The 18,025-nt window shown below is 46.8% G+C and carries 16 protein-coding genes; 15 read left to right on the forward strand and 1 reads right to left on the reverse strand.

What is annotated here, in order from left to right:
• The first annotated feature begins 1 nt into the window (after window position 1).
• From MKY75_RS10620 to MKY75_RS10680, 13 genes are all read left to right on the forward strand, one after another.
• Window positions 2–955: an ABC transporter permease gene (locus MKY75_RS10620; RefSeq protein WP_165147273.1), complete on the forward strand. Its 954-nt coding sequence runs from the start codon at window positions 2–4 to the stop codon at window positions 953–955.
• Window positions 956–970: 15 nt separating this feature from the next.
• Window positions 971–1,897: an oligopeptide ABC transporter permease gene (gene opp4C / locus MKY75_RS10625; protein WP_029519128.1), complete on the forward strand. Its 927-nt coding sequence runs from the start codon at window positions 971–973 to the stop codon at window positions 1,895–1,897.
• Window positions 1,898–1,910: 13 nt separating this feature from the next.
• Window positions 1,911–2,894 carry an ABC transporter ATP-binding protein gene (locus tag MKY75_RS10630; protein ID WP_340885205.1) on the forward strand — a complete coding sequence of 328 codons (984 nt, stop codon included), beginning with the start codon at window positions 1,911–1,913 and terminating at the stop codon, window positions 2,892–2,894.
• Window positions 2,887–3,855, forward strand: coding sequence for an ABC transporter ATP-binding protein (locus MKY75_RS10635; protein WP_069010207.1), 969 nt, complete (start codon window positions 2,887–2,889; stop codon window positions 3,853–3,855). Before MKY75_RS10630 ends, MKY75_RS10635 begins: the two co-directional genes overlap by 8 nt.
• Before the next feature lie 266 nt (window positions 3,856–4,121).
• On the forward strand, window positions 4,122–4,391 hold the full coding sequence (gene rpsN / locus MKY75_RS10640; protein WP_029519131.1) for a 30S ribosomal protein S14: 270 nt from the start codon (window positions 4,122–4,124) through the stop codon (window positions 4,389–4,391).
• A gap of 249 nt (window positions 4,392–4,640) precedes the next feature.
• Window positions 4,641–5,633 (forward strand): cation diffusion facilitator family transporter, encoded by a 993-nt coding sequence (locus MKY75_RS10645; RefSeq protein ID WP_025724173.1) that lies wholly within the window; start codon window positions 4,641–4,643, stop codon window positions 5,631–5,633.
• Between the two features lie 206 nt (window positions 5,634–5,839).
• On the forward strand, window positions 5,840–7,744 hold the full coding sequence (locus MKY75_RS10650) for a heparinase II/III family protein (RefSeq protein ID WP_340885206.1): 1,905 nt from the start codon (window positions 5,840–5,842) through the stop codon (window positions 7,742–7,744).
• 28 nt (window positions 7,745–7,772) lie between these two features.
• Window positions 7,773–9,683, forward strand: a complete 1,911-nt coding sequence (locus tag MKY75_RS10655; protein ID WP_340885208.1) for a glycosyl hydrolase — start codon at window positions 7,773–7,775, stop codon at window positions 9,681–9,683.
• A gap of 56 nt (window positions 9,684–9,739) precedes the next feature.
• Entirely contained in the window at window positions 9,740–10,876 is a 1,137-nt protein-coding gene (locus MKY75_RS10660) for a glycosyl hydrolase (RefSeq protein ID WP_340885209.1), read from the forward strand.
• A gap of 397 nt (window positions 10,877–11,273) precedes the next feature.
• Window positions 11,274–11,768 carry an RDD family protein gene (locus MKY75_RS10665; RefSeq protein ID WP_029519136.1) on the forward strand — a complete coding sequence of 165 codons (495 nt, stop codon included), beginning with the start codon at window positions 11,274–11,276 and terminating at the stop codon, window positions 11,766–11,768.
• 43 nt (window positions 11,769–11,811) lie between these two features.
• Window positions 11,812–12,564 carry a hypothetical protein gene (locus MKY75_RS10670; RefSeq protein WP_340885212.1) on the forward strand — a complete coding sequence of 251 codons (753 nt, stop codon included), beginning with the start codon at window positions 11,812–11,814 and terminating at the stop codon, window positions 12,562–12,564.
• Between the two features lie 358 nt (window positions 12,565–12,922).
• Window positions 12,923–14,890, forward strand: coding sequence for an ATP-dependent DNA helicase (locus MKY75_RS10675; protein ID WP_029519138.1), 1,968 nt, complete (start codon window positions 12,923–12,925; stop codon window positions 14,888–14,890).
• Complete coding sequence (locus MKY75_RS10680; RefSeq protein WP_039273380.1) at window positions 14,884–15,183, forward strand: DUF6509 family protein; 300 nt, start codon at window positions 14,884–14,886, stop codon at window positions 15,181–15,183. Before MKY75_RS10675 ends, MKY75_RS10680 begins: the two co-directional genes overlap by 7 nt.
• 139 nt (window positions 15,184–15,322) lie before the next feature.
• Here the strand turns inward: MKY75_RS10680 and MKY75_RS10685 are convergent, their stop codons facing one another.
• Window positions 15,323–15,685: a hypothetical protein gene (locus tag MKY75_RS10685; RefSeq protein WP_069010202.1), complete on the reverse strand. Its 363-nt coding sequence runs from the start codon at window positions 15,683–15,685 to the stop codon at window positions 15,323–15,325.
• Window positions 15,686–15,941: 256 nt separating this feature from the next.
• Here MKY75_RS10685 and MKY75_RS10690 point away from each other — a divergent pair, with 256 nt between their 5' ends.
• Window positions 15,942–16,865, forward strand: coding sequence for a PLP-dependent cysteine synthase family protein (locus MKY75_RS10690; protein ID WP_029519141.1), 924 nt, complete (start codon window positions 15,942–15,944; stop codon window positions 16,863–16,865).
• A gap of 1 nt (window position 16,866) precedes the next feature.
• Entirely contained in the window at window positions 16,867–17,997 is a 1,131-nt protein-coding gene (locus MKY75_RS10695; RefSeq protein ID WP_069291805.1) for a bifunctional cystathionine gamma-lyase/homocysteine desulfhydrase, read from the forward strand.
• Window positions 17,998–18,025 lie beyond the last annotated feature (28 nt).

The raw sequence follows: 18,025 nt of genomic DNA on the forward strand, positions 1-18,025 counted from the left end.
CATGAGCTCGTTTTTAACGAAAAGACTGACGTATATGGTTATTATTTTGTTGGCCGCATCGATGATGATTTTTTTCCTGTATGCCATGACACCGGGAGATTTCATTAGCGGCAATCTGAAGCTGTCGCCAGAGAGAAAGGCGGAGCTGAGGGAAATTTACGGCCTAAATAAGCCTATTCTTGAACGCTATGGAAATTGGCTAGGCAATGCGCTGCATGGCAATTTTGGCTATTCGCTTGCCCAGCAGAAGCCGGTGCTGACCTTATTTAATGAATATATCTGGAACTCGTTTTTGCTGGCCGTTATATCGACCTTCCTGACCTGGTTTATCGCGGTCATTATTGGTGTGGTTGCTGCTTATAAGCAGTATTCATGGTTTGATACTTTGGTAATGATAGTGATTTTCGCTGCCATGTCTGTGCCCTCTTTTTTTATCGGGCTGTATCTGATTAAAATCGCAGCGGTTGACCTGAAGTGGTTGCCACCCGGTGGCATGCTCAATACGGGCAGTAACGCTACAGGTATGGAGTATGTGAAGGAGGTTCTCCAGCATATGACCTTGCCAGTGATCGTTATGACGCTGCTGGGACTGGGGTCGTTGACCCGCTACTTCCGTAGCAATATGATCGACGTGATCCAGCAGGATTATATACGCACAGCCCGTGCAAAGGGCTTAAAGGAAAGAAAGGTACTTTTTACGCACGCATTGAGAAATGCATTACTGCCTGCCATTACGCTCGTTGGCTTCGAATTACCTGCGCTGTTTGGCGGGTCCCTGATTATTGAAAAGATTTTTAATTGGCCGGGAATCGGTCAGTTGTACATGCAATCCTTTTCGCTCCGGGATTATCCGCTACTTATGGGCTTTACGATGCTAATTGCCATATTGAGCGTGATCGGGACACTGTTGTCCGATATTTTGTATCGCATCGCGGACCCGCGTGTGAAAGTGTAAGAAGGGGGCTAAGGAATGTCATCCGTGAGCAGTAATTTGAGCAAGAGCAACGGCAGACTGCAAGCAACTGTTAAATCTTCAATGTGGCAGCAAGCGCTCCGGCAGCTGTTCAGAAACAAGCTTGCTATGGCTGGTCTGCTCGTCGTGGTATTTATGTTTTTGCTCTGTTTTATCGGCCCGCTATTTTCTCCTTATTCCGATAATAAAACAAATATATTAATGATGAACAAGGCGCCAAATATCCATCACTGGTTAGGAACAGACAAGCTGGGACGGGATGTGCTGACACGTGTGATGCAGGCAGGTCAAATTTCTCTTACCGTGGGTTTGGCTTCCATGGTATTGTCAGTCTTTTTGGGGGCTACGCTGGGGGTCATATCCGCATATTTTCGCGGGATTGCAGATCAGATTATTATGCGCGTTGCTGATTTGCTGCTGACAATTCCCAGTTTGCCCCTGCTATTTATTATGGGCGCGCTGCTATCTGATTGGAAGGTTCCACCCGATCAACGGATGTATATTGTCATGCTGATGCTTAGTCTGGTCAACTGGCCGGGGATTGCACGGATGGTGAGGGGCCAGATGCTTAGTTTGCGGGAACGTGAATTTATGCAAGCCGCGACGGTACTGGGACTCTCGAATCGTCGAAAGCTGTTCAAGCATCTGCTGCCGAATATTTTACCGTTGTTGATCGTTATCGCTACATTGAATATTGGCGGAGCTATCTTGAGTGAATCTGTACTCAGCTTCTTTGGCCTTGGCGTGCTACCCACGACACCAACTTGGGGCAATATGATTGATGCCGCTAACAATGTGCTGGATTTTCAGCAACGACCGTGGTTGTGGATACCGCCAGGACTGTCTATTTTTGCTACAGTCATCGCTATTAATATTTTTGGTGACGGGCTGCGGGATGTACTTGACCCGAAACATAAGAGGTAGGTGATCATACACCATGGACAATTTACTTTCCATTGAACATTTAAGCACTCATTTTTATACAGAAGAAGGAACGGTTAAAGCGGTGGATGATATCAGCTTCCGTGTGAAGCCGGGGGAAACGGTATGCATTGTCGGTGAATCGGGCTGCGGCAAAAGTATTACCGCGATGTCGATCATGGGTCTCATCCAGAGTCCTGGTGGTAAAGTGGCAGGCGGAAGCATCCGTTTTGAGGAAACCGATCTGCTAGAGCTTAGCAGAAATGAGATGCGCACGATTCGCGGGCATGAAATATCCATGATCTTTCAGGAGCCGATGTCTTCATTGAATCCAGTCATGACCATTGGTGAACAGCTATCCGAACCACTGATTGAGCATTTGAAAATAGGCCGTAAGGAAGCTCGTAAGCGAGCACTGGAGCTGATCGAACAGGTCGGTATATCCCGGCCGGAGCAGATTTTAAAAAGCTATCCGCATGAGCTGAGCGGGGGGATGCTGCAGCGAATTATGATTGCCATTGCTGTTTCTTGCGGTCCCAAGCTGCTTATCGCGGATGAGCCAACCACAGCGCTGGATGTAACGATTCAGGCGCAAATTCTCGATATGCTGCGTGAATTCAAAGCCCAATCCAATATGTCGCTCATGCTAATCACCCATGATCTGGGTGTTGTCGCCGAAATGGCTGATTACGTCATAGTGATGTATGCAGGCAAGATCGTCGAGGAAGGCGAGGTGGTACAGCTGTTCAATCATCCCAAGCATCCTTATACACAGGGGTTACTAAAGTCCAAACCGGTGCTTAATCAGCGCCAAGAGGAACTGTATTCCATCCCTGGGCAGGTACCTAATCCGCTGGAGCTGACGACTTCCTGTTATTTTCACGACCGCTGTGGGTATTGCATGGACATTTGCCGTATAAAAGAGCCTACATTAAAAGAAGTTTCAGCTCAGCAGAAAGCATCCTGCTGGCTATATGAGGAGGCGGTTGTTCATGGCTGAGCCATTGTTGGAAATAGACCGCTTAAAAACATACTTTCCCGTGAAGTCCGGGTTTATGAACCGTACTTCAGGACATGTGCGGGCGGTAGACGATATCAGCTTTACAATCCGTCAGGGTGAAACCTTCGGGTTGGTAGGGGAATCGGGGAGCGGTAAAAGCACGGTGGGCCGCACGATTGTTAGATTGACGGATAAAACGGACGGTACCGTAAAATACAAAGGGGTGGATCTGCACAGCTTGTCTGCCAAAGCGATGCAGGAGCTTCGTCCTAAAATTCAGCTGATCTTTCAAGACCCGTATAGCTCGCTGAATCCCCGTGTACGGATTGGTGATGCCATTGGTGAGGCGCTACTGGATCACGGTATAGCTACCAAAGAGGAGGTCCGGCAGATTGTGCTGGACGTGCTCAAGCTATGTGGATTGTCCGAATATCATATCGACCGTTTCCCCCATGAATTTTCGGGAGGTCAACGTCAACGGATCGGCATTGCCCGAGCGTTGGCGCTTCAGCCGGATCTAATTATCGCTGATGAGCCGGTATCAGCGCTGGATGTGTCCATACAGGCGCAGATTATTAACCTATTCGCCAAATTGCAGGCCGAACGGGGTTTGACATATTTGTTCATCTCGCATGATTTGAGCGTGGTGGAACATTTGTGTTCCCGTATTGGCGTGATGTATCTAGGCTCTATGGTCGAAACGGCTTCGCGTGACGAGTTATTCGGCAATCCGCTGCATCCGTATACGAAGGCGTTGCTGTCGGCTGTGCCTATTCCGGTGCCGAAGTTGAAAAGAGAACGAATTTTGCTCAAGGGGGATATTCCTAGTCCGGTTAATCCGCCTTCGGGCTGCAAATTCCATACTCGCTGCCCCTTTGCCATCGGGCGTTGTTCTAAAGAGATTCCACTCTATCGTGAGGCACGTCCAGATCACTGGGTAGCTTGCCATTTGGCTGAATGAACAGAGCTAGTCAACAAATTTTAAAGCCGTTGAAACGGCAGACCGATCACAAGAGTGAAAGGGGTCTACTGTTTCAACGGCTTTTTAATGTTGTTGTGATTCAAACCGCTTGGGTTGACAACACGCTTGGAGCAGCGTTATATTAAATTGTAATCGTAATTATTACTATTTATGGTGTGAAATCATGTTCATATCCGTGTTCATCAATCTCGTGGTAGTGATGGTGAACCTTCATGATTGGCATATAACACAAGGAGGAGCTTTACATGGCCAAGAAGTCAAAAGTCGTAAAAGAGAAGAAACGCCAGGAAATTGTAGCTAAATATGCGGACCTGAGACGTGAATTGAAAGCAAAAGGGGACTACGAAGCTTTGCAAAAGCTTCCGCGTGACTCATCTCCAACACGCCTGAAAAGCCGTTGTGAGCTGACAGGAAGACCCAGAGGATACTTGCGCAAATTCAAGCTGTCTCGTATAGCGTTCCGCGAGTTGGCACATCAAGGCCAAATTCCAGGCATTACGAAATCAAGCTGGTAAACAGGCACTTATGTTGATCGCCAGCGCATGTAGATTATCTGTGTTGTTAACCTGAGGGTATGTCTGATAGAAGGCTGTAACGGGAATGCTTCATGTCGTAGGGGGACACGGGGCATTCCTTTTCCATGGAAAATATTATCGTTTGTATTGATTCTCCTCAGCTGGTTAGGTAGAATATGGACGGGTTAAAAATAATACATAACAAACGATGATATAACAGATTATGTATACCTCAGGAGGAGCTACAAGATGGAAGTGAAACAGAAAGAGGACTCCTTTTGGAGTATGGTCAAAAAAGGAAACAAATCTTCGGGCTCGGCGGCGTTAGGTAATACCGGTATTGCCTTGATTAAGGGGATTGCTTTTGCCTTGACAGGTAGTGGTTCTATGTTTGCTACGATGATGCATTCCATTGCGGATGCAGTGAATCAAATGTTTGTGTTCGCGGGCAGTGTACTAGCAGAGAAAAAACCGACAAAACGCTTTCCTACCGGCTTTGGACGGGTGATTAACCTGTTCTGTATGGTTGCTGTTATTGTCGTAACGATCATGGCCTATGAAACCGCATTGGAAGGCATTCATTTGCTTCAGCATCCGGCTGAATCTACACATGGATTTTGGATTAATGTAGTAGTGCTGATTTTGTCACTAGTGGTGGACGGATTTGTATGGAGCAAAGCGATGAAAGAAGTGCTGCATGAATCCAGAGTAGAAGCGAAGGGGCTAAGCATTTTCACCACTGCGTTCCGCCACGTGGGGCGTGCTGCACCGCCAACCCGTCTGGTATTTTATGAAGATTTGGTAGCAACAACGGGGGGAGTACTCGCCCTGCTAGCAGTGGTGGTCACATCGCTGACCGATTTTAAACTGTTGGACGGTATTTCAAGTATTCTCATCGGTTGTCTGATGGTCGGTGTTGCTTTCCGGGTCGGTTACGACAACATGGTAGGTTTGATCGGTGTATCTGCTCCTCCTGATATCGAAGAACGTGTGGCTTCCATTATTCTCGCAGATACACATGTTACGGATATTTATCAAATGCGTATTCTACAGGAAGGACGTTACTATCACGTGGAAGGGTTGATTGAGCTTACACCGGGCATGACGCTGGCAGATGCTGACGATATTAAATTTAGAGTCGAGGACGCTTTGCTACGTGATCCTAATATCTCAGATGCAGCACTGGGTATTCTGGAGGATGACGGGATTAGAAAGTGGAAACAAGAGAAACCTACAGTTTAGAAAACATGATCAAAGCTAATCTGGACGTAGATTGGCAATAGCGTAATAAAAGAACTTCCATGACCACGGCAACGGGGCTTGGAGGTTCTTTTATTTTTCTCCATTGTTTTACTACCCCTTTGAATTTAGGATGATTGTTAGATACAATGAAAGCGTTAACAAAAAAAGAGGGTGAAACGAATGCTTCTCATGGGGAGGAAAGGCAAATGAGTCTTCTGAGGGAGGCTTGGCCTGCTTCGCGGCTCGTTAAGGCGCTAGCTGGTAGTATGCAGGATTCAGCAAGGCAACGGTTAAGGAGTAATTGGACAAAAAGGCTGCGGACGACTGTCTCTGAGCCGATATACGCCGAGTTTTGGAAGGATATTGAGCGTGCCTGTAAAGATAATCGGGAAACATCATGGCCTGAACTGCCGTTGTCTCTGTTTCGGGAATTTGCTAATACAGGGGAGCGCAAACCGTATGAGGATGTATACTTTGGACGGCGTGGACGACTGGTTGCTATAGTGCTGGAAGCGGTTGTCAAGCCGGAGCCTCGAAAGATAAAAGCGGTGGAAAGCGGTCTGCTGGACATATGCAGCGAGTACACCTGGGCGCTTCCTGCACATGTCAATGAAGAGGACACAGTAACACCGCCTTGGCAGCAGGTGGATTTATTCGCGTCCGAAACAGCACAAATACTGGTTGAAATTTTATTGCTGCTAGGAGAACAACTGGCTAGCCATGTGGTTGCTCAGGTGCACGAAGAGATCGAACGTCGTGTGCTGGAACCCGTTTTTTGGCAGCCTCGTCATTTTGGATGGGAAACCGCAGATCATAACTGGTCGGCAGTATGTGCTTCGGGTTGTGGAATTGCAGCATTGCTGCTGGTAGAAGATGACTTTTCCAGAGCGGTAGCCATCGAGAGTATGCTGGGCGCACTGGATTGTTTTTTGGCAGGCTACAGTGAGGACGGGGGATGCCCCGAAGGCGTAGGATACTGGGTGTACGGCTTTGGTTATTTCATTTATTTTGCCGATATGCTGCGTGAGTTTACCGAAGGAGCAGTGGATATTCTGAACTCGGAAAAGATTAGGCAAATCGCAGCCTTTGCAGAGCGGGTTCATCTGTCGGATGGCATTTTTGCTAATTATTCGGACAGTAGTGAAACGGAACGTTTGCCTTCCGGACTCATCTCTCATTTGAATTCATTGCAAGAACGACCATCTACACTCCCTTTCCGCGTACCTGGTCTGTTGGAAGACCCCTGTCGCCGCTGGGCTCATGTATTGCGTAATCTGGTCTGGACGAATCCTTTGGCATTTGGGAGCGGTGAGACCGTTGCCAATTATTTGCCGCAACTTGGTTGGCTGATGTGCCGCAGCCGCAGTTCCAGCCATAGTGGACATGGAAGCCAAAAGGGTGAATCAGGTATCATGCTTGCATTTTCAGCGAAGGCTGGGCATAACAATGAACCGCACAATCATAACGATCTTGGACACTTCATCCTTCATGGTGGTGGCGAAAATCTATTGTGTGATCTGGGAGCAGGCTTATACACGAAGGCCTATTTTTCACCGGGAAGAGAGTCGATTATCAATATCTCCTCCGGAGGTCACTCCGTGCCTGTCATCAATGGGACTATGCAGCAATCGGGCGCAAAGGCAAAGGCGGTTGTACTGGATATTGCTTTGGATGAGCAGGAGGAGGTACAGCCAGGCACAAGACTTAAGCTTGATTTGACATCTGCTTATCCCGTAGAAGAATTGGCAGTCTTCACCCGCTCCTTCACATGGACTGTGCTGGAGGGAAGCAAGGGAGCAAGGCTTACCGTCACAGATCATTTTGAGTTTGAAACGTCTGGCGTGAGCATGAAGTCATGGGATGTGGAGGAGCTTTTCATCAGCCGCATCCAGCCTAATCTGGGAGCAAACTTCGTGGAATGGAAGGGAACGAGCGCGGTCGTCAGGCTAGATTATGATGCCAGCGTGCTGCGGGCGGGGGTGGAGGCTGTGAAGCACATAGATCATGACGGAGTTCCCTTTGTGTTTTATAAAACATCGCTGCAGCTGGGCTCCAATCACTGGAACGGTTCTGCAAGCGTAGATTGCAATCTGTTTTTTACCATACATTAATTTTCATTTTGAATGGGAGGCAGACAGGATGAATAAGCTGCAGACAGGCAGCGCGTACCCTTGGCAGACGGAACTGGAGAGATTTATAGAACAGGTGGAAAGCGCACCGAACCAAGTGAATGACGGATGGACTCACCAACATAAGCTGGCCGTGCTGGAAAAGCTGGTTCGCGCATATGCCCTGCATCAGGATGAATCTGGAGCTATCATTGACCTCCATTCTGAAAGTGAACGGTACTACTCCACCCCGTCCTATGCGTTCGCTGCGGCGGTATTGGTCAAAGAAGGCCGGCATGATTTACTGGAATCTGCTGCTGCGGCCTTGACGCATAGCATAGCTTGTGTAGTGGAGGAAAAAGCGCCCGATCACCACCCAGACTTTTTTCCAATTATGATGATGGGAGCGTATCGGCTCCTTAAAAATTTGCTGCCAGAACAAGCCACGGCATGGAAGCAACAACTGAGCAGAATTCAGCCGGAGCAGACCTACATTTTTACGATGAGCAAAATGAAAAACCCGAACCGGATGATCAACTGGAATGCAATTATGATTTCCGGCGAGTTTTTGCGTGCAGCGGAAGGAATTGCAGCCGATTCGGAATGGATGGAGAAGTATATCCGAAGCTACCATTTGCCTCGTTTTACCGGTTTGGGCCTGTATCAGGATGGACCGCTGGATCGGCCCAATAGCCCATTTGCCTACGATATCGTTACACGCTTCCATCTGGGCGTGATGCTGGAGAATGGATATGATGGCAGCTGCGCACTCGAACTGCGTGACCACCTTCGCAGGGGGGCGCTCAGCACATTACTGGCGCTATCCCCGCACGGGGAAATTCCGCCGCGTGGAAGAAGCGCGCAGCATCAGTGGAACGAAGCGGCTGCTGCCTTTGTCTTTACAACACATGCTCAGCAGGCTATTACGGCAGGAGAGCATGGGCTTGCAGGTGCGTTCCGACGGGCAGCAGATCTATGCTGGCAAGCAATTAGCCGTTGGCAGACCGATGACGGCAAGCTGCACATCGTCCGCAACCATTATTCGTCCGAGGCACGGCATGGCTTTGAGGTGTACTCGAATCATACCTGCTACAGTCTGTGGACGGCGGCTGTGCTGGCCCACACCCTTCTATATGGGGAGGAGATGGATCGCATTTCTCCAACCTTCGTCCCGGCGGAAATCGGCAGCCGGGTGTTGGCAACGGATGGCTGGTTCCAGACTGTCATTGCAGCCGTAGAGGGGCAGCAAATGCTTGTGCAAACATCGGTCAACGACCCGTATAATGTTCCGGGCATCGTGCGTATTCAGCAGTCTGCGCTGCCGTCGCTGATCGGTCCGTCCTCAGCAGGTCATGCAGACCGTGGCTTTACAGGCTTCGCGGAGGGAGATATTTTCCCGCTGAGCTATACCCCGGCCTGGCAAACGGAGGACGGAAAGTGGCACAGCTTGTCGGAAGGCATTCCCGGTACGCTGGAGTTCGATCGGGATGGAGGGATTGACCCGCAGGATGGCGGAGGAACCGTGCAGCTGGAACAAAGCTCAGCGTCTGACGGAGCAACGGATTTTACTCTTCTGTGGGAAGGTCCCTTCCCGGGAGTGAGGGAAATCCGAACGCATTATCGTCAGGTACCTGGCAAAATTGAAGTGGCGTATGAGATTCAAGGCAATATTCAGAATGTAGGGGCACTTATTCCCTTAATGGCGTATGACGGTCGGGAACGCAGCGTAATTCATCATGTCATGTCAGCCGGGAAAGAAACGGAAAGCATTCGAGTAGAATACGCAGGCGCAAGCCTCGAAGTTATCCCGACGACGGAAGGAACGAACGTGGTATGGCCGGAAGAATTAGCTTCAGTAGCCTGTCGGAATGGTTTACTTAAGGGAGCGCGTCTGGAATATGAAGGCAACCGCATTTCCTTTATCATTCGGTTACCTGAATAGTTAGAGCTGGAGCCATGAATATGGTTTAACATGCGGAAAAAGGAGAGGGAAAAGAAATGACGAAAGCAGAAGCGTGGCTGGAACAATCGTGGGAGCTGGCTTTGGATAAGACCCTTGCCTTAGCGGCAAGACTGGGGGACGCTTTTCCACATGTTGCTGAGGGTGGACGTTATGATAATCGTGAAGAAGCGTGGTGGACAGCAGGCTTTTATCCGGGGCTACTGTGGCTGACCAATCGGGCGCGTCCTGACAGTGTGGCTGCCGGGATTGCACAGCGGTGCGAGGGTCGTTTGGAAAAAATACTCTATAATAGCGAAGCTGTAGACCATGATCTTGGCTTTATTTGGCTGCTCAGCGGTGTAGCCGCCCATCGGCTGACCGGAGATTTAGAGTCCAGAAGACGCGGGGTGTTGGCTGCCAATCTGCTGGCTGCTCGTTTTAACGTGAATGGCCGTTTTATTCGCGCATGGAACTTCCCCTCGAAGGACATGGATACACGGGGCGTTGCGATTATAGATAGTATGATGAATCTACCCTTGCTTTATTGGGCTTCGGAGGAAAGCGGAGATCCGCGTTTTGCCGCTCTCGCTATGCAGCATGCAGATACCGTAGCACGTGAATTTGTCCGCTCGGACGGTTCTATCGCACATGTGGTCGAATTCGATCCGGAGATTGGAAAAAAGGTCGCCGAGCATGGTGGACAGGGATTTGCTCCCGGTTCTGCCTGGGCACGTGGCACGGCTTGGGCATTGTATGGTTTTACGCTTTCGTATGGGTACACGCGCGATTCGCGTTATTTGAAGGTGGCCGAGAACACGGCTGATTTTTTCCTATCCCAGTTGGGTGATGCTTGCCTGCCTGTGTGGGATTTTAGAGCAGAAGAAGGGCACCGCGAAGCATGGGATTCGTCGGCTGCGGCAATTGCAGCCAGTGGTTTGCTGGAGCTGGCAAAATATTCGACACGTGCGGAGCATTTTACAGAAGCTGCAGAATCTATTCTCAAGGGCTTGCATCATACGTGTACGGCGTGGGGCGAGGAGCATGAGGGATTGCTGATGAATGGGACCGTACATTATCCTGAGCAAAAATACATCAACGTTCCCATTATCTATGGCGATTATTTCTTTGTCGAGGCATTGGCAAAGCTGCGCGGTGAAGAAGGTTTGTTTAGTGTTGAATGCAAAAAAATATAGTGAGTAAGATGGTCGGGAACAAGCTCATTCGAGCTGAGCTGTTGCTTGTCAAATCCACAGAGTAATAGTGAGGCAGCGTGTATGTAATCTCATTTACATATACGCTGTTTTTTTATGCACAAAAAAAGACTTTATTTAATTCGATGCCAAAGTACTACTTATAGAGGGGGAAGAGATTGTAGCTGCGCTTATTTTGTACCCAATCAAAGAAAAATCATTGTATATAAGATCTTAATTCCTAAAAATTTTCATTTTAATGCATGGAAATAGGTCCTTTTACTTGTTTAAGAGTATTTATTCGTAAATTGACAATATAGGTAGGTAACCGTATGATATCATCTTGTGTAAAGGAATAAACTGGATTTTAAATATCGTTTCAAAAGGAGTTATACATATCATGACAGGAACAAGTGATACTGAAAGACGGATGTACGGAGGATTCTGGATAAGAACAGCCGCGTTTTTGATTGATTTGATCATCCTTACTGGCATAGTCCTTTTAGTAGGGGGAGCAATTAACATTATCCCAGATCTTCTGGGTATAAAGGAGACGGGTTTCATACAAGTGCTGCTTATGGTTTGGCCGCTGATCTTATGGCTCGTAGTACCATGGCTTTACTGTGTGTTATGGGAATCATCGAAGGTAAGAGCAACACCGGGTAAGCTTGTGTTCTCTTTAATTGTTGTAGACAAGGAAGGAAAGCGTCTTGGATTCTTGCATGCCTCAGGACGTTATTGGATTAAAGCCGTTTCTTTTGTGATTTTACGTCTTATATATATTGTGGTCGCTTTTACTGCGAAGAAACAGGGAGTCCACGATCTTTGTACCAATACCTTTGTTGTACATAAAAAAGAGTTGCAGCGATACAATCAGCAATCGTCTTTTCTGTAAGTACGGAGGAGATCACCGATTATTAAGGAAAGCTTAGTAGTCTTTGATTTTCAAAATAATGGGGGAACATGAATTCATGCGACAACGAAAATGGATATTTTGTTCAGTTGTAGTCCTGCTGCTGTTCGTAGTGGTTGCGGGTTGTACGAATAAAGGACATTCTGGAGAGATCAGCTCTGAAGATGCTAGAAAAGAGCAGCCTGGAAGCACTTATTTGGAGAACTTGCAGGCAGATCTGCCACAACCCACTGAGGCGCAATTTTCCACGCCCGAATTGGTGGTAGAAGCCTTTTTTGAAGCTGTAAATGATCATAACTTCGACAGTGCGTTAAAATGTTTTCCTATTGTGGAAAAGTATCGTGCGAATACAGTAGATAATCATTTCAATTTGCTCCATACCTATGAGCTTCAAGCAGGTGCTCCCATTCCTTCCTTTGAAAGCCATAACTTTTTAAAAAGCTTTATCGAATATGAACAGTATTGGGAGAAATTTTATATGTTACTGTTCCTAAACTCAAATCCGGATATGGTGGGCAAACGTATCGTTATGGGAGAAGCGAATGCTGCTAGGGACCTAAAGAAAATCAAGGAAATGAAGGTGAGTAGCACGTACTCTAAGCCTCAAATAATATCGAGTCATAGTGAAAAGAACAAAAATGTTATAGAGCAGACTATGAATATACAAGAAATAAGGGTGCTTGAAGTTAAGCTTTATATAGATGGAGAAGAACAAAACCATGTATTAATAAGCGTGGGGAAAATTGGATCTAATTGGCGAATCTTAAACATGAGTTAAGGAGAACGAGCTTCTGCTTAATGCATATTCATCAATCAACAAGAAACCAGCTAATGCTTGTAATACATTAGCTAGTTTCTTTTATTTTGTCATGATAATTTTCTTCATTTACTATTACGGAAAAAACAGACATTTCTCAAAAAATTTCCATCGTAGATGTCTATGTAGCTTTCTTTATGAAATATTAATATAACGTAGCATCTCACTGAGACGAAAGTATGCCCCTTTATTTTAAAGGGAATCTTATACCGACATAAAAAAAATATAAGCTGCTCTTACAGTTTTCATGTTCTTTTTAGCTTGTTTTGCGTTATAATGAAAGGATGCACATTATGAACGAATTGGAGGCACAGCCCGATTGACTACTTACCCTTTTGCCTTTGATCCGTCCAAGCCGTTTATTGAGCAGGCAAGTGACTGGATTGCGGATGTATTTTATGAAGTTTTGCCTGAAGTCGGCTTTGAGGTTCGGGATGAACAAATTTATATGGCATTCCAGCTAGAACGTGCCTATAAGGAAAAAAAGACCATTTTTGCAGAAGCAGGTGTGGGTACTGGTAAAACGCTGGTATACCTGCTGTACGCTATTGCATATGCCCGATACATGAGAAAACCGGCGATTATCGCCTGTGCAGATGAATCGTTAATTGAACAATTGGTAAAGCCGGAAGGGGATATCGCCAAGCTGGCACAGCATTTGAGTCTGACGATTGATGCCAGATTGGGGAAGTCGCCAGATCAGTATATTTGCCTGAATAAGCTGGATGAGGTGCGAAGCGGACTGGATGAGGACGCAGATGTTTTCCGTGATATCTATCAGGATCTACCGGATTTTGTTCATTTTCCAGATACGTTACAGTCCTTCACTCCTTACGGGAACCGAAAGGAATATCCTGAGCTAACAGATGGACAATGGAGCAGACTCGGATGGGATGTATTTCAAGACTGTCTCGTTTGCCATCAGCGGCATCGTTGTGGTCAGACGTTGTCTCGTGATCATTATCGCAAAGCGGCAGATCTGGTCATCTGCTCTCATGATTTTTATATGGAGCATGTATGGACCTACGAAGCGAGAAAGCGCGAGGGTCAGTTGCCGTTGCTGCCGGAGCACAGCTCTGTTGTTTTTGACGAAGGGCATTTACTGGAGACAGCGGCACAAAATGCGCTTACTTACAAGCTTAAGCACGCTCAGTTTGAGTCTATAATTACCCGACTGCTGGAGGGAGAAGTGCGAGAATCTCTGGCAATGACGATTGAAGATGCAATCTCCCAAAGTGAGGCTTTGTTCGCTGCACTAGATAAGAACAGTCAGCCTGTCCAGGGTTCTAATCGCAAGGAGTTCATCCTGAATGAGTCACTGACTCGAGAGGTAAACCGCTTTGGAGAACTGATCGGCATGATCGAGGAAGAGCTTGTATTTGAAAGCGGACTATTCTCTTTGGATGAGTATCAAGTCAAAATTGTGGAAGAACATTTGGAAATGATTCAAACCGCGTTGGCTTTGTTTAAGCGTCCTGAACTTCTCATTTCGTGGGTGATGGAGGATCAGGATGGATTAACGCTTGTGGTTATGCCGAAGATGGTAAAAGAGATTCTCAAAGAGCGAGTATTTGCGCAGCATATACCGATCGTATTCTCTTCAGCTACGCTTTCCGTAGAAAGCTCTTTTGACTATATGGCGCAGAGTCTCGGTATTGAAAATCCGCTAACGTTCTCTGTTGCTTCACCTTATGACTACAGCGATCAGATGCAAGCTGCACTGTACCCGTTGCAAGCGGGGGATGATCCAATCCAGAGAGCGCTGGCACTGCTGGAGAAATCGCAGGGAAGAGCGCTTATCCTGTTTCCTTCACAGGAGGAATTGGCTGCATTCCAGACGGGTCTCGTTGCTTACCCGGAGGCGTCTGCCTATCGTTTTCTGTACGAAGGTTCGGCTGAAATCAGCCATCTGATCTCAGCTTTTCAGAATGATGAGGAAAGTGTGTTGTGCGCTGTCACATTATGGGAAGGATTGGATATTCCTGGACCTTCTCTGTCGCACGTTATTATCTGGTCACTGCCATTTCCTCCGAATGATCCGGTTTTTACGGCTCTGCGCAAGGATGCAGCAGATCCGTTTATTCAGATAGATATGCCTCACATGGCACTTAGACTCAGACAAGGCATAGGGCGTTTAATTCGCTCGCGTAATGATCGGGGCTGGATATCCATCATGGGCCAGGATTTGAGTCGCCAAGAAGTACGTATACAAGTTGAACAACTACTGCCTGCAGGCGTAGAATGCACCGTAATTGAAGGAAACCCGGAGGGAATAAAAACATGTTGAACTTTACAGCGTACACCGTAGATCAGATTAAAGATGCTTTTGGTATTTTGACTGGACAGCGTTATGAATTTATCATTGATGTAGAGGTAGAGGAGGACGACGAGCTATACACTGAAAACGGACTGTATATCCGTTGTCTTTATTTAGTAGACGAAGAAAAGACAGGACTGCTGAAGTATGAATTAATTGAAAAAGTAACGAATCGTTACATTGATCTTGAACTTGAAGAGGATGAGCTGCAAGCTGTTGAGAACTTCTGTAAAGAACATGTACAGGATGAAGCAGTGAAGTAACAGTGAAGTAATAGTGAAGTAACAGTAAGACACTTAGCTAGTACAGCTGGTATATGGCTAACATATGATGAAGATATCAAGGAGTCCTGACATGATCAGGCTCCTTTTTTTATGGTCAAATGAAGAGAACTTATCTGCTCTAGCGCAGTCTGTCCCACACATTCACCATAAACAGCATAATCCCCCCTGCGAGTAACACCCACCCTATGACGATCCAAACTTCAGTCTCTGGAACCTTGTAATTTTGACCTATAAGCGCCAATATCAACACGGGCAGACCGATATTATGCATCCAAAAATGGATATGTGCCAGAATAGTAACTGAAAGTGCGGGAAAGGCCACATAGATCAGACCTATGATTCCAAGCGTTGTCCAACCTAATAAATAGATATTAGACTGAATATTGGACAGACTGTAATCACCCGACACGCCAATAATGGCACTAAGCAGCACACTGAGGGCAAAATATACGGCAGCTATCTTTAGAAATTGCTTTCCCATATATGAACTCCTCCTTATGTTGCACGGGAAATATTTTGTGACATCTTCTCTATCCTATCGAGCAAGCAGGCAGGGGGTGTGGGTATTGTGACTGGTCCATTTGACAAAAGCTTCAAATACACATAAAATCTTATTGCATCAATACTTACCGCATTACTATGTTTTCTTGGAGATGATAGCGAACTTCTCCGACAGTAGGCGTTAATTTTTGACCATTGGTTTATTTTGGATTCGCCATTAAAAGGAGCTTGAAATTATGAATGTATATCAAAATACCCTTGAACTCATCGGACGTACGCCATTAGTGGAGCTGAACAGCTATTCTCTACCGAGAGGAATTCGCCTGTTTGCGAAGCTGGAGTTTATGAATCCCGGCGGCAGCGTAAAGGATCGGGTGGGTAAGGCTCTTATTGAAAAAGCATTAAAAACAGGTCAGCTGAAGCCAGGTGGGACATTAATTGAAGCAACAGCAGGCAACGCAGGTATTGGTCTTGCGATGGCAGCACTTCATTATAATATCTCGGTTATTTTTGCTGTGCCTGAGAAGTTCAGCCAAGAGAAACAGGACCTGATGAAGGCATTGGGAGCACGCATCGTTCATACCCCGACGAGTAAGGGGATGAAAGGAGCTATCGAAAAAACAAAAGAATTGGCTGCTGAAATAAAAGATGCATACTTGCCGCGGCAATTCAGTAATCCGGATAATCCCGAGGCATACTATACGACAATGGGACCTGAAATATGGAACGATCTGGACGGCAAAGTGGACGTATTTGTGGCAGGTGCAGGCTCGGGGGGAACGTTTATGGGAACCTCGCGTTATCTTAAGGAACAAAATGCAGCCCTTAAAACAGTCATCGTGGAGCCGGAAGGATCCATTTTGAATGGCGGCGAGTCAGGTCCACATAAAACGGAAGGAATTGGCATGGAATTAATTCCTGAATTTGTGGATAAAGGATATTTTAATGCCATCCACACCATTAGTGATGTCGATGCTTTTGGCCGTGTCAAGGAACTGGCTGCACGTGAGGGTCTTCTCGTTGGCAGTTCTTCAGGGTCTGCTTTACATGCCGCTTTACTGGAAGCAGAAAATGCACCGGATGGTGCACATATTGTTACCATTTTCCCGGATAGCAGCGAACGTTATCTGAGTAAAAAAATATATGAAGGCGGGATATAAAATGAAACGCAAAACAAAACTGATTCACGGCGGGCTTCCTACCGATCCCCATACAGGCGCGGTTAACGTTCCTATTTATCAGGTAAGCACTTATGAGCAAGAGGAAATTGGCGTCCATAAGGGATACGAGTATTCGCGTACAGGCAATCCGACCCGGTTTGCTTTGGAGGAGCTGATCAAGGATCTGGAGGAAGGAAAGCGTGGTTTTGCTTTCGGTTCGGGTATGGCTGCAATTCATGCGGTATTTTCACTGTTTAATGCAGGGGATCATATTTTGCTGACCGATGATGTATACGGAGGCACCTATCGCATTGTAAGCAAAGTGCTCAGCCGTATCGGAATTGAGTCCACATTTGTGGATACGACTGACCTGGAAGCCATCTCCAAAGCAATTCGTCCGAATACGAAGGCATTGTATGTCGAAACGCCAACGAACCCGCTTTTGAAGGTTACTGATATCCGCGCTGTTTCGGAGCTTGTAAAAAAACATGATCTTTTACTGATCGTCGACAACACATTTGCTACCCCTTATTGGCAGACGCCAATTACACTCGGGGCTGATATTGTCATTCACTCTGCTACCAAATATTTGGGCGGCCACAGCGATGTTGTAGCTGGTCTGGCTGTTGTGAACAGCGACGAGCTGGGAGAACAACTCCATTTTCTGCAAAACGCCATTGGTGCTATTCTCGGCCCGCAGGATTCTTGGTTATTGATCCGCGGTATTAAAACATTGGGTCTGCGTATGGAAGCGATTGAGCAAAATGCGAAGGAAATTGCAGCCTTTTTGGAAAAACATCCGAAGGTTAGCAAAGTGTACTACCCTGGACTGGAAAGCCATGCACAACATGAACTGTCCAAAACCCAGGCTGAAGGATTTGGCGGCATCATTTCCTTTGATGTAGGTAGTGACGCTAACGCGGTTGCACTTCTGAAAAAGGTGAAATATTTTACACTGGCTGAAAGCTTGGGAGCGGTTGAAAGTCTGATTAGCGTTCCGGCACGTATGACGCACGCCTCTATTCCGGTAGAACGTCGTGCAGAGCTAGGCATTACCGAAGGTTTGGTGCGGATTTCGGTTGGGATTGAAGATCTGGAAGATTTGATCGAAGACTTGCAGGCAGCATTGTAAGAAAATAAGTGTAATGATCAAGAGAGGT

The sequence above is a fragment of the Paenibacillus sp. FSL L8-0663 genome (assembly GCF_038008125.1).
Taxonomy (GTDB): Bacteria; Bacillota; Bacilli; order Paenibacillales; family Paenibacillaceae; genus Paenibacillus; species Paenibacillus polymyxa_D.

Excerpts from the sequence above, each read along its gene's own strand:
- MKY75_RS10620 (WP_165147273.1), top strand. The coding sequence starts at position 2 with ATGAGCTCGTTTTTAACGAAAAGACTGACGTATATGGTTATTATTTTG.
- opp4C (WP_029519128.1), top strand. The coding sequence starts at position 971 with ATGTCATCCGTGAGCAGTAATTTGAGCAAGAGCAACGGCAGACTGCAA.
- MKY75_RS10630 (WP_340885205.1), top strand. The coding sequence starts at position 1,911 with ATGGACAATTTACTTTCCATTGAACATTTAAGCACTCATTTTTATACA.
- MKY75_RS10635 (WP_069010207.1), top strand. The coding sequence starts at position 2,887 with ATGGCTGAGCCATTGTTGGAAATAGACCGCTTAAAAACATACTTTCCC.
- rpsN (WP_029519131.1), top strand. The coding sequence starts at position 4,122 with ATGGCCAAGAAGTCAAAAGTCGTAAAAGAGAAGAAACGCCAGGAAATT.
- MKY75_RS10645 (WP_025724173.1), top strand. The coding sequence starts at position 4,641 with ATGGAAGTGAAACAGAAAGAGGACTCCTTTTGGAGTATGGTCAAAAAA.
- MKY75_RS10650 (WP_340885206.1), top strand. The coding sequence starts at position 5,840 with ATGAGTCTTCTGAGGGAGGCTTGGCCTGCTTCGCGGCTCGTTAAGGCG.
- MKY75_RS10655 (WP_340885208.1), top strand. The coding sequence starts at position 7,773 with ATGAATAAGCTGCAGACAGGCAGCGCGTACCCTTGGCAGACGGAACTG.
- MKY75_RS10660 (WP_340885209.1), top strand. The coding sequence starts at position 9,740 with ATGACGAAAGCAGAAGCGTGGCTGGAACAATCGTGGGAGCTGGCTTTG.
- MKY75_RS10665 (WP_029519136.1), top strand. The coding sequence starts at position 11,274 with ATGACAGGAACAAGTGATACTGAAAGACGGATGTACGGAGGATTCTGG.
- MKY75_RS10680 (WP_039273380.1), top strand. The coding sequence starts at position 14,884 with ATGTTGAACTTTACAGCGTACACCGTAGATCAGATTAAAGATGCTTTT.
- MKY75_RS10685 (WP_069010202.1), bottom strand. The coding sequence starts at position 15,685 with ATGGGAAAGCAATTTCTAAAGATAGCTGCCGTATATTTTGCCCTCAGT.
- MKY75_RS10690 (WP_029519141.1), top strand. The coding sequence starts at position 15,942 with ATGAATGTATATCAAAATACCCTTGAACTCATCGGACGTACGCCATTA.
- MKY75_RS10695 (WP_069291805.1), top strand. The coding sequence starts at position 16,867 with ATGAAACGCAAAACAAAACTGATTCACGGCGGGCTTCCTACCGATCCC.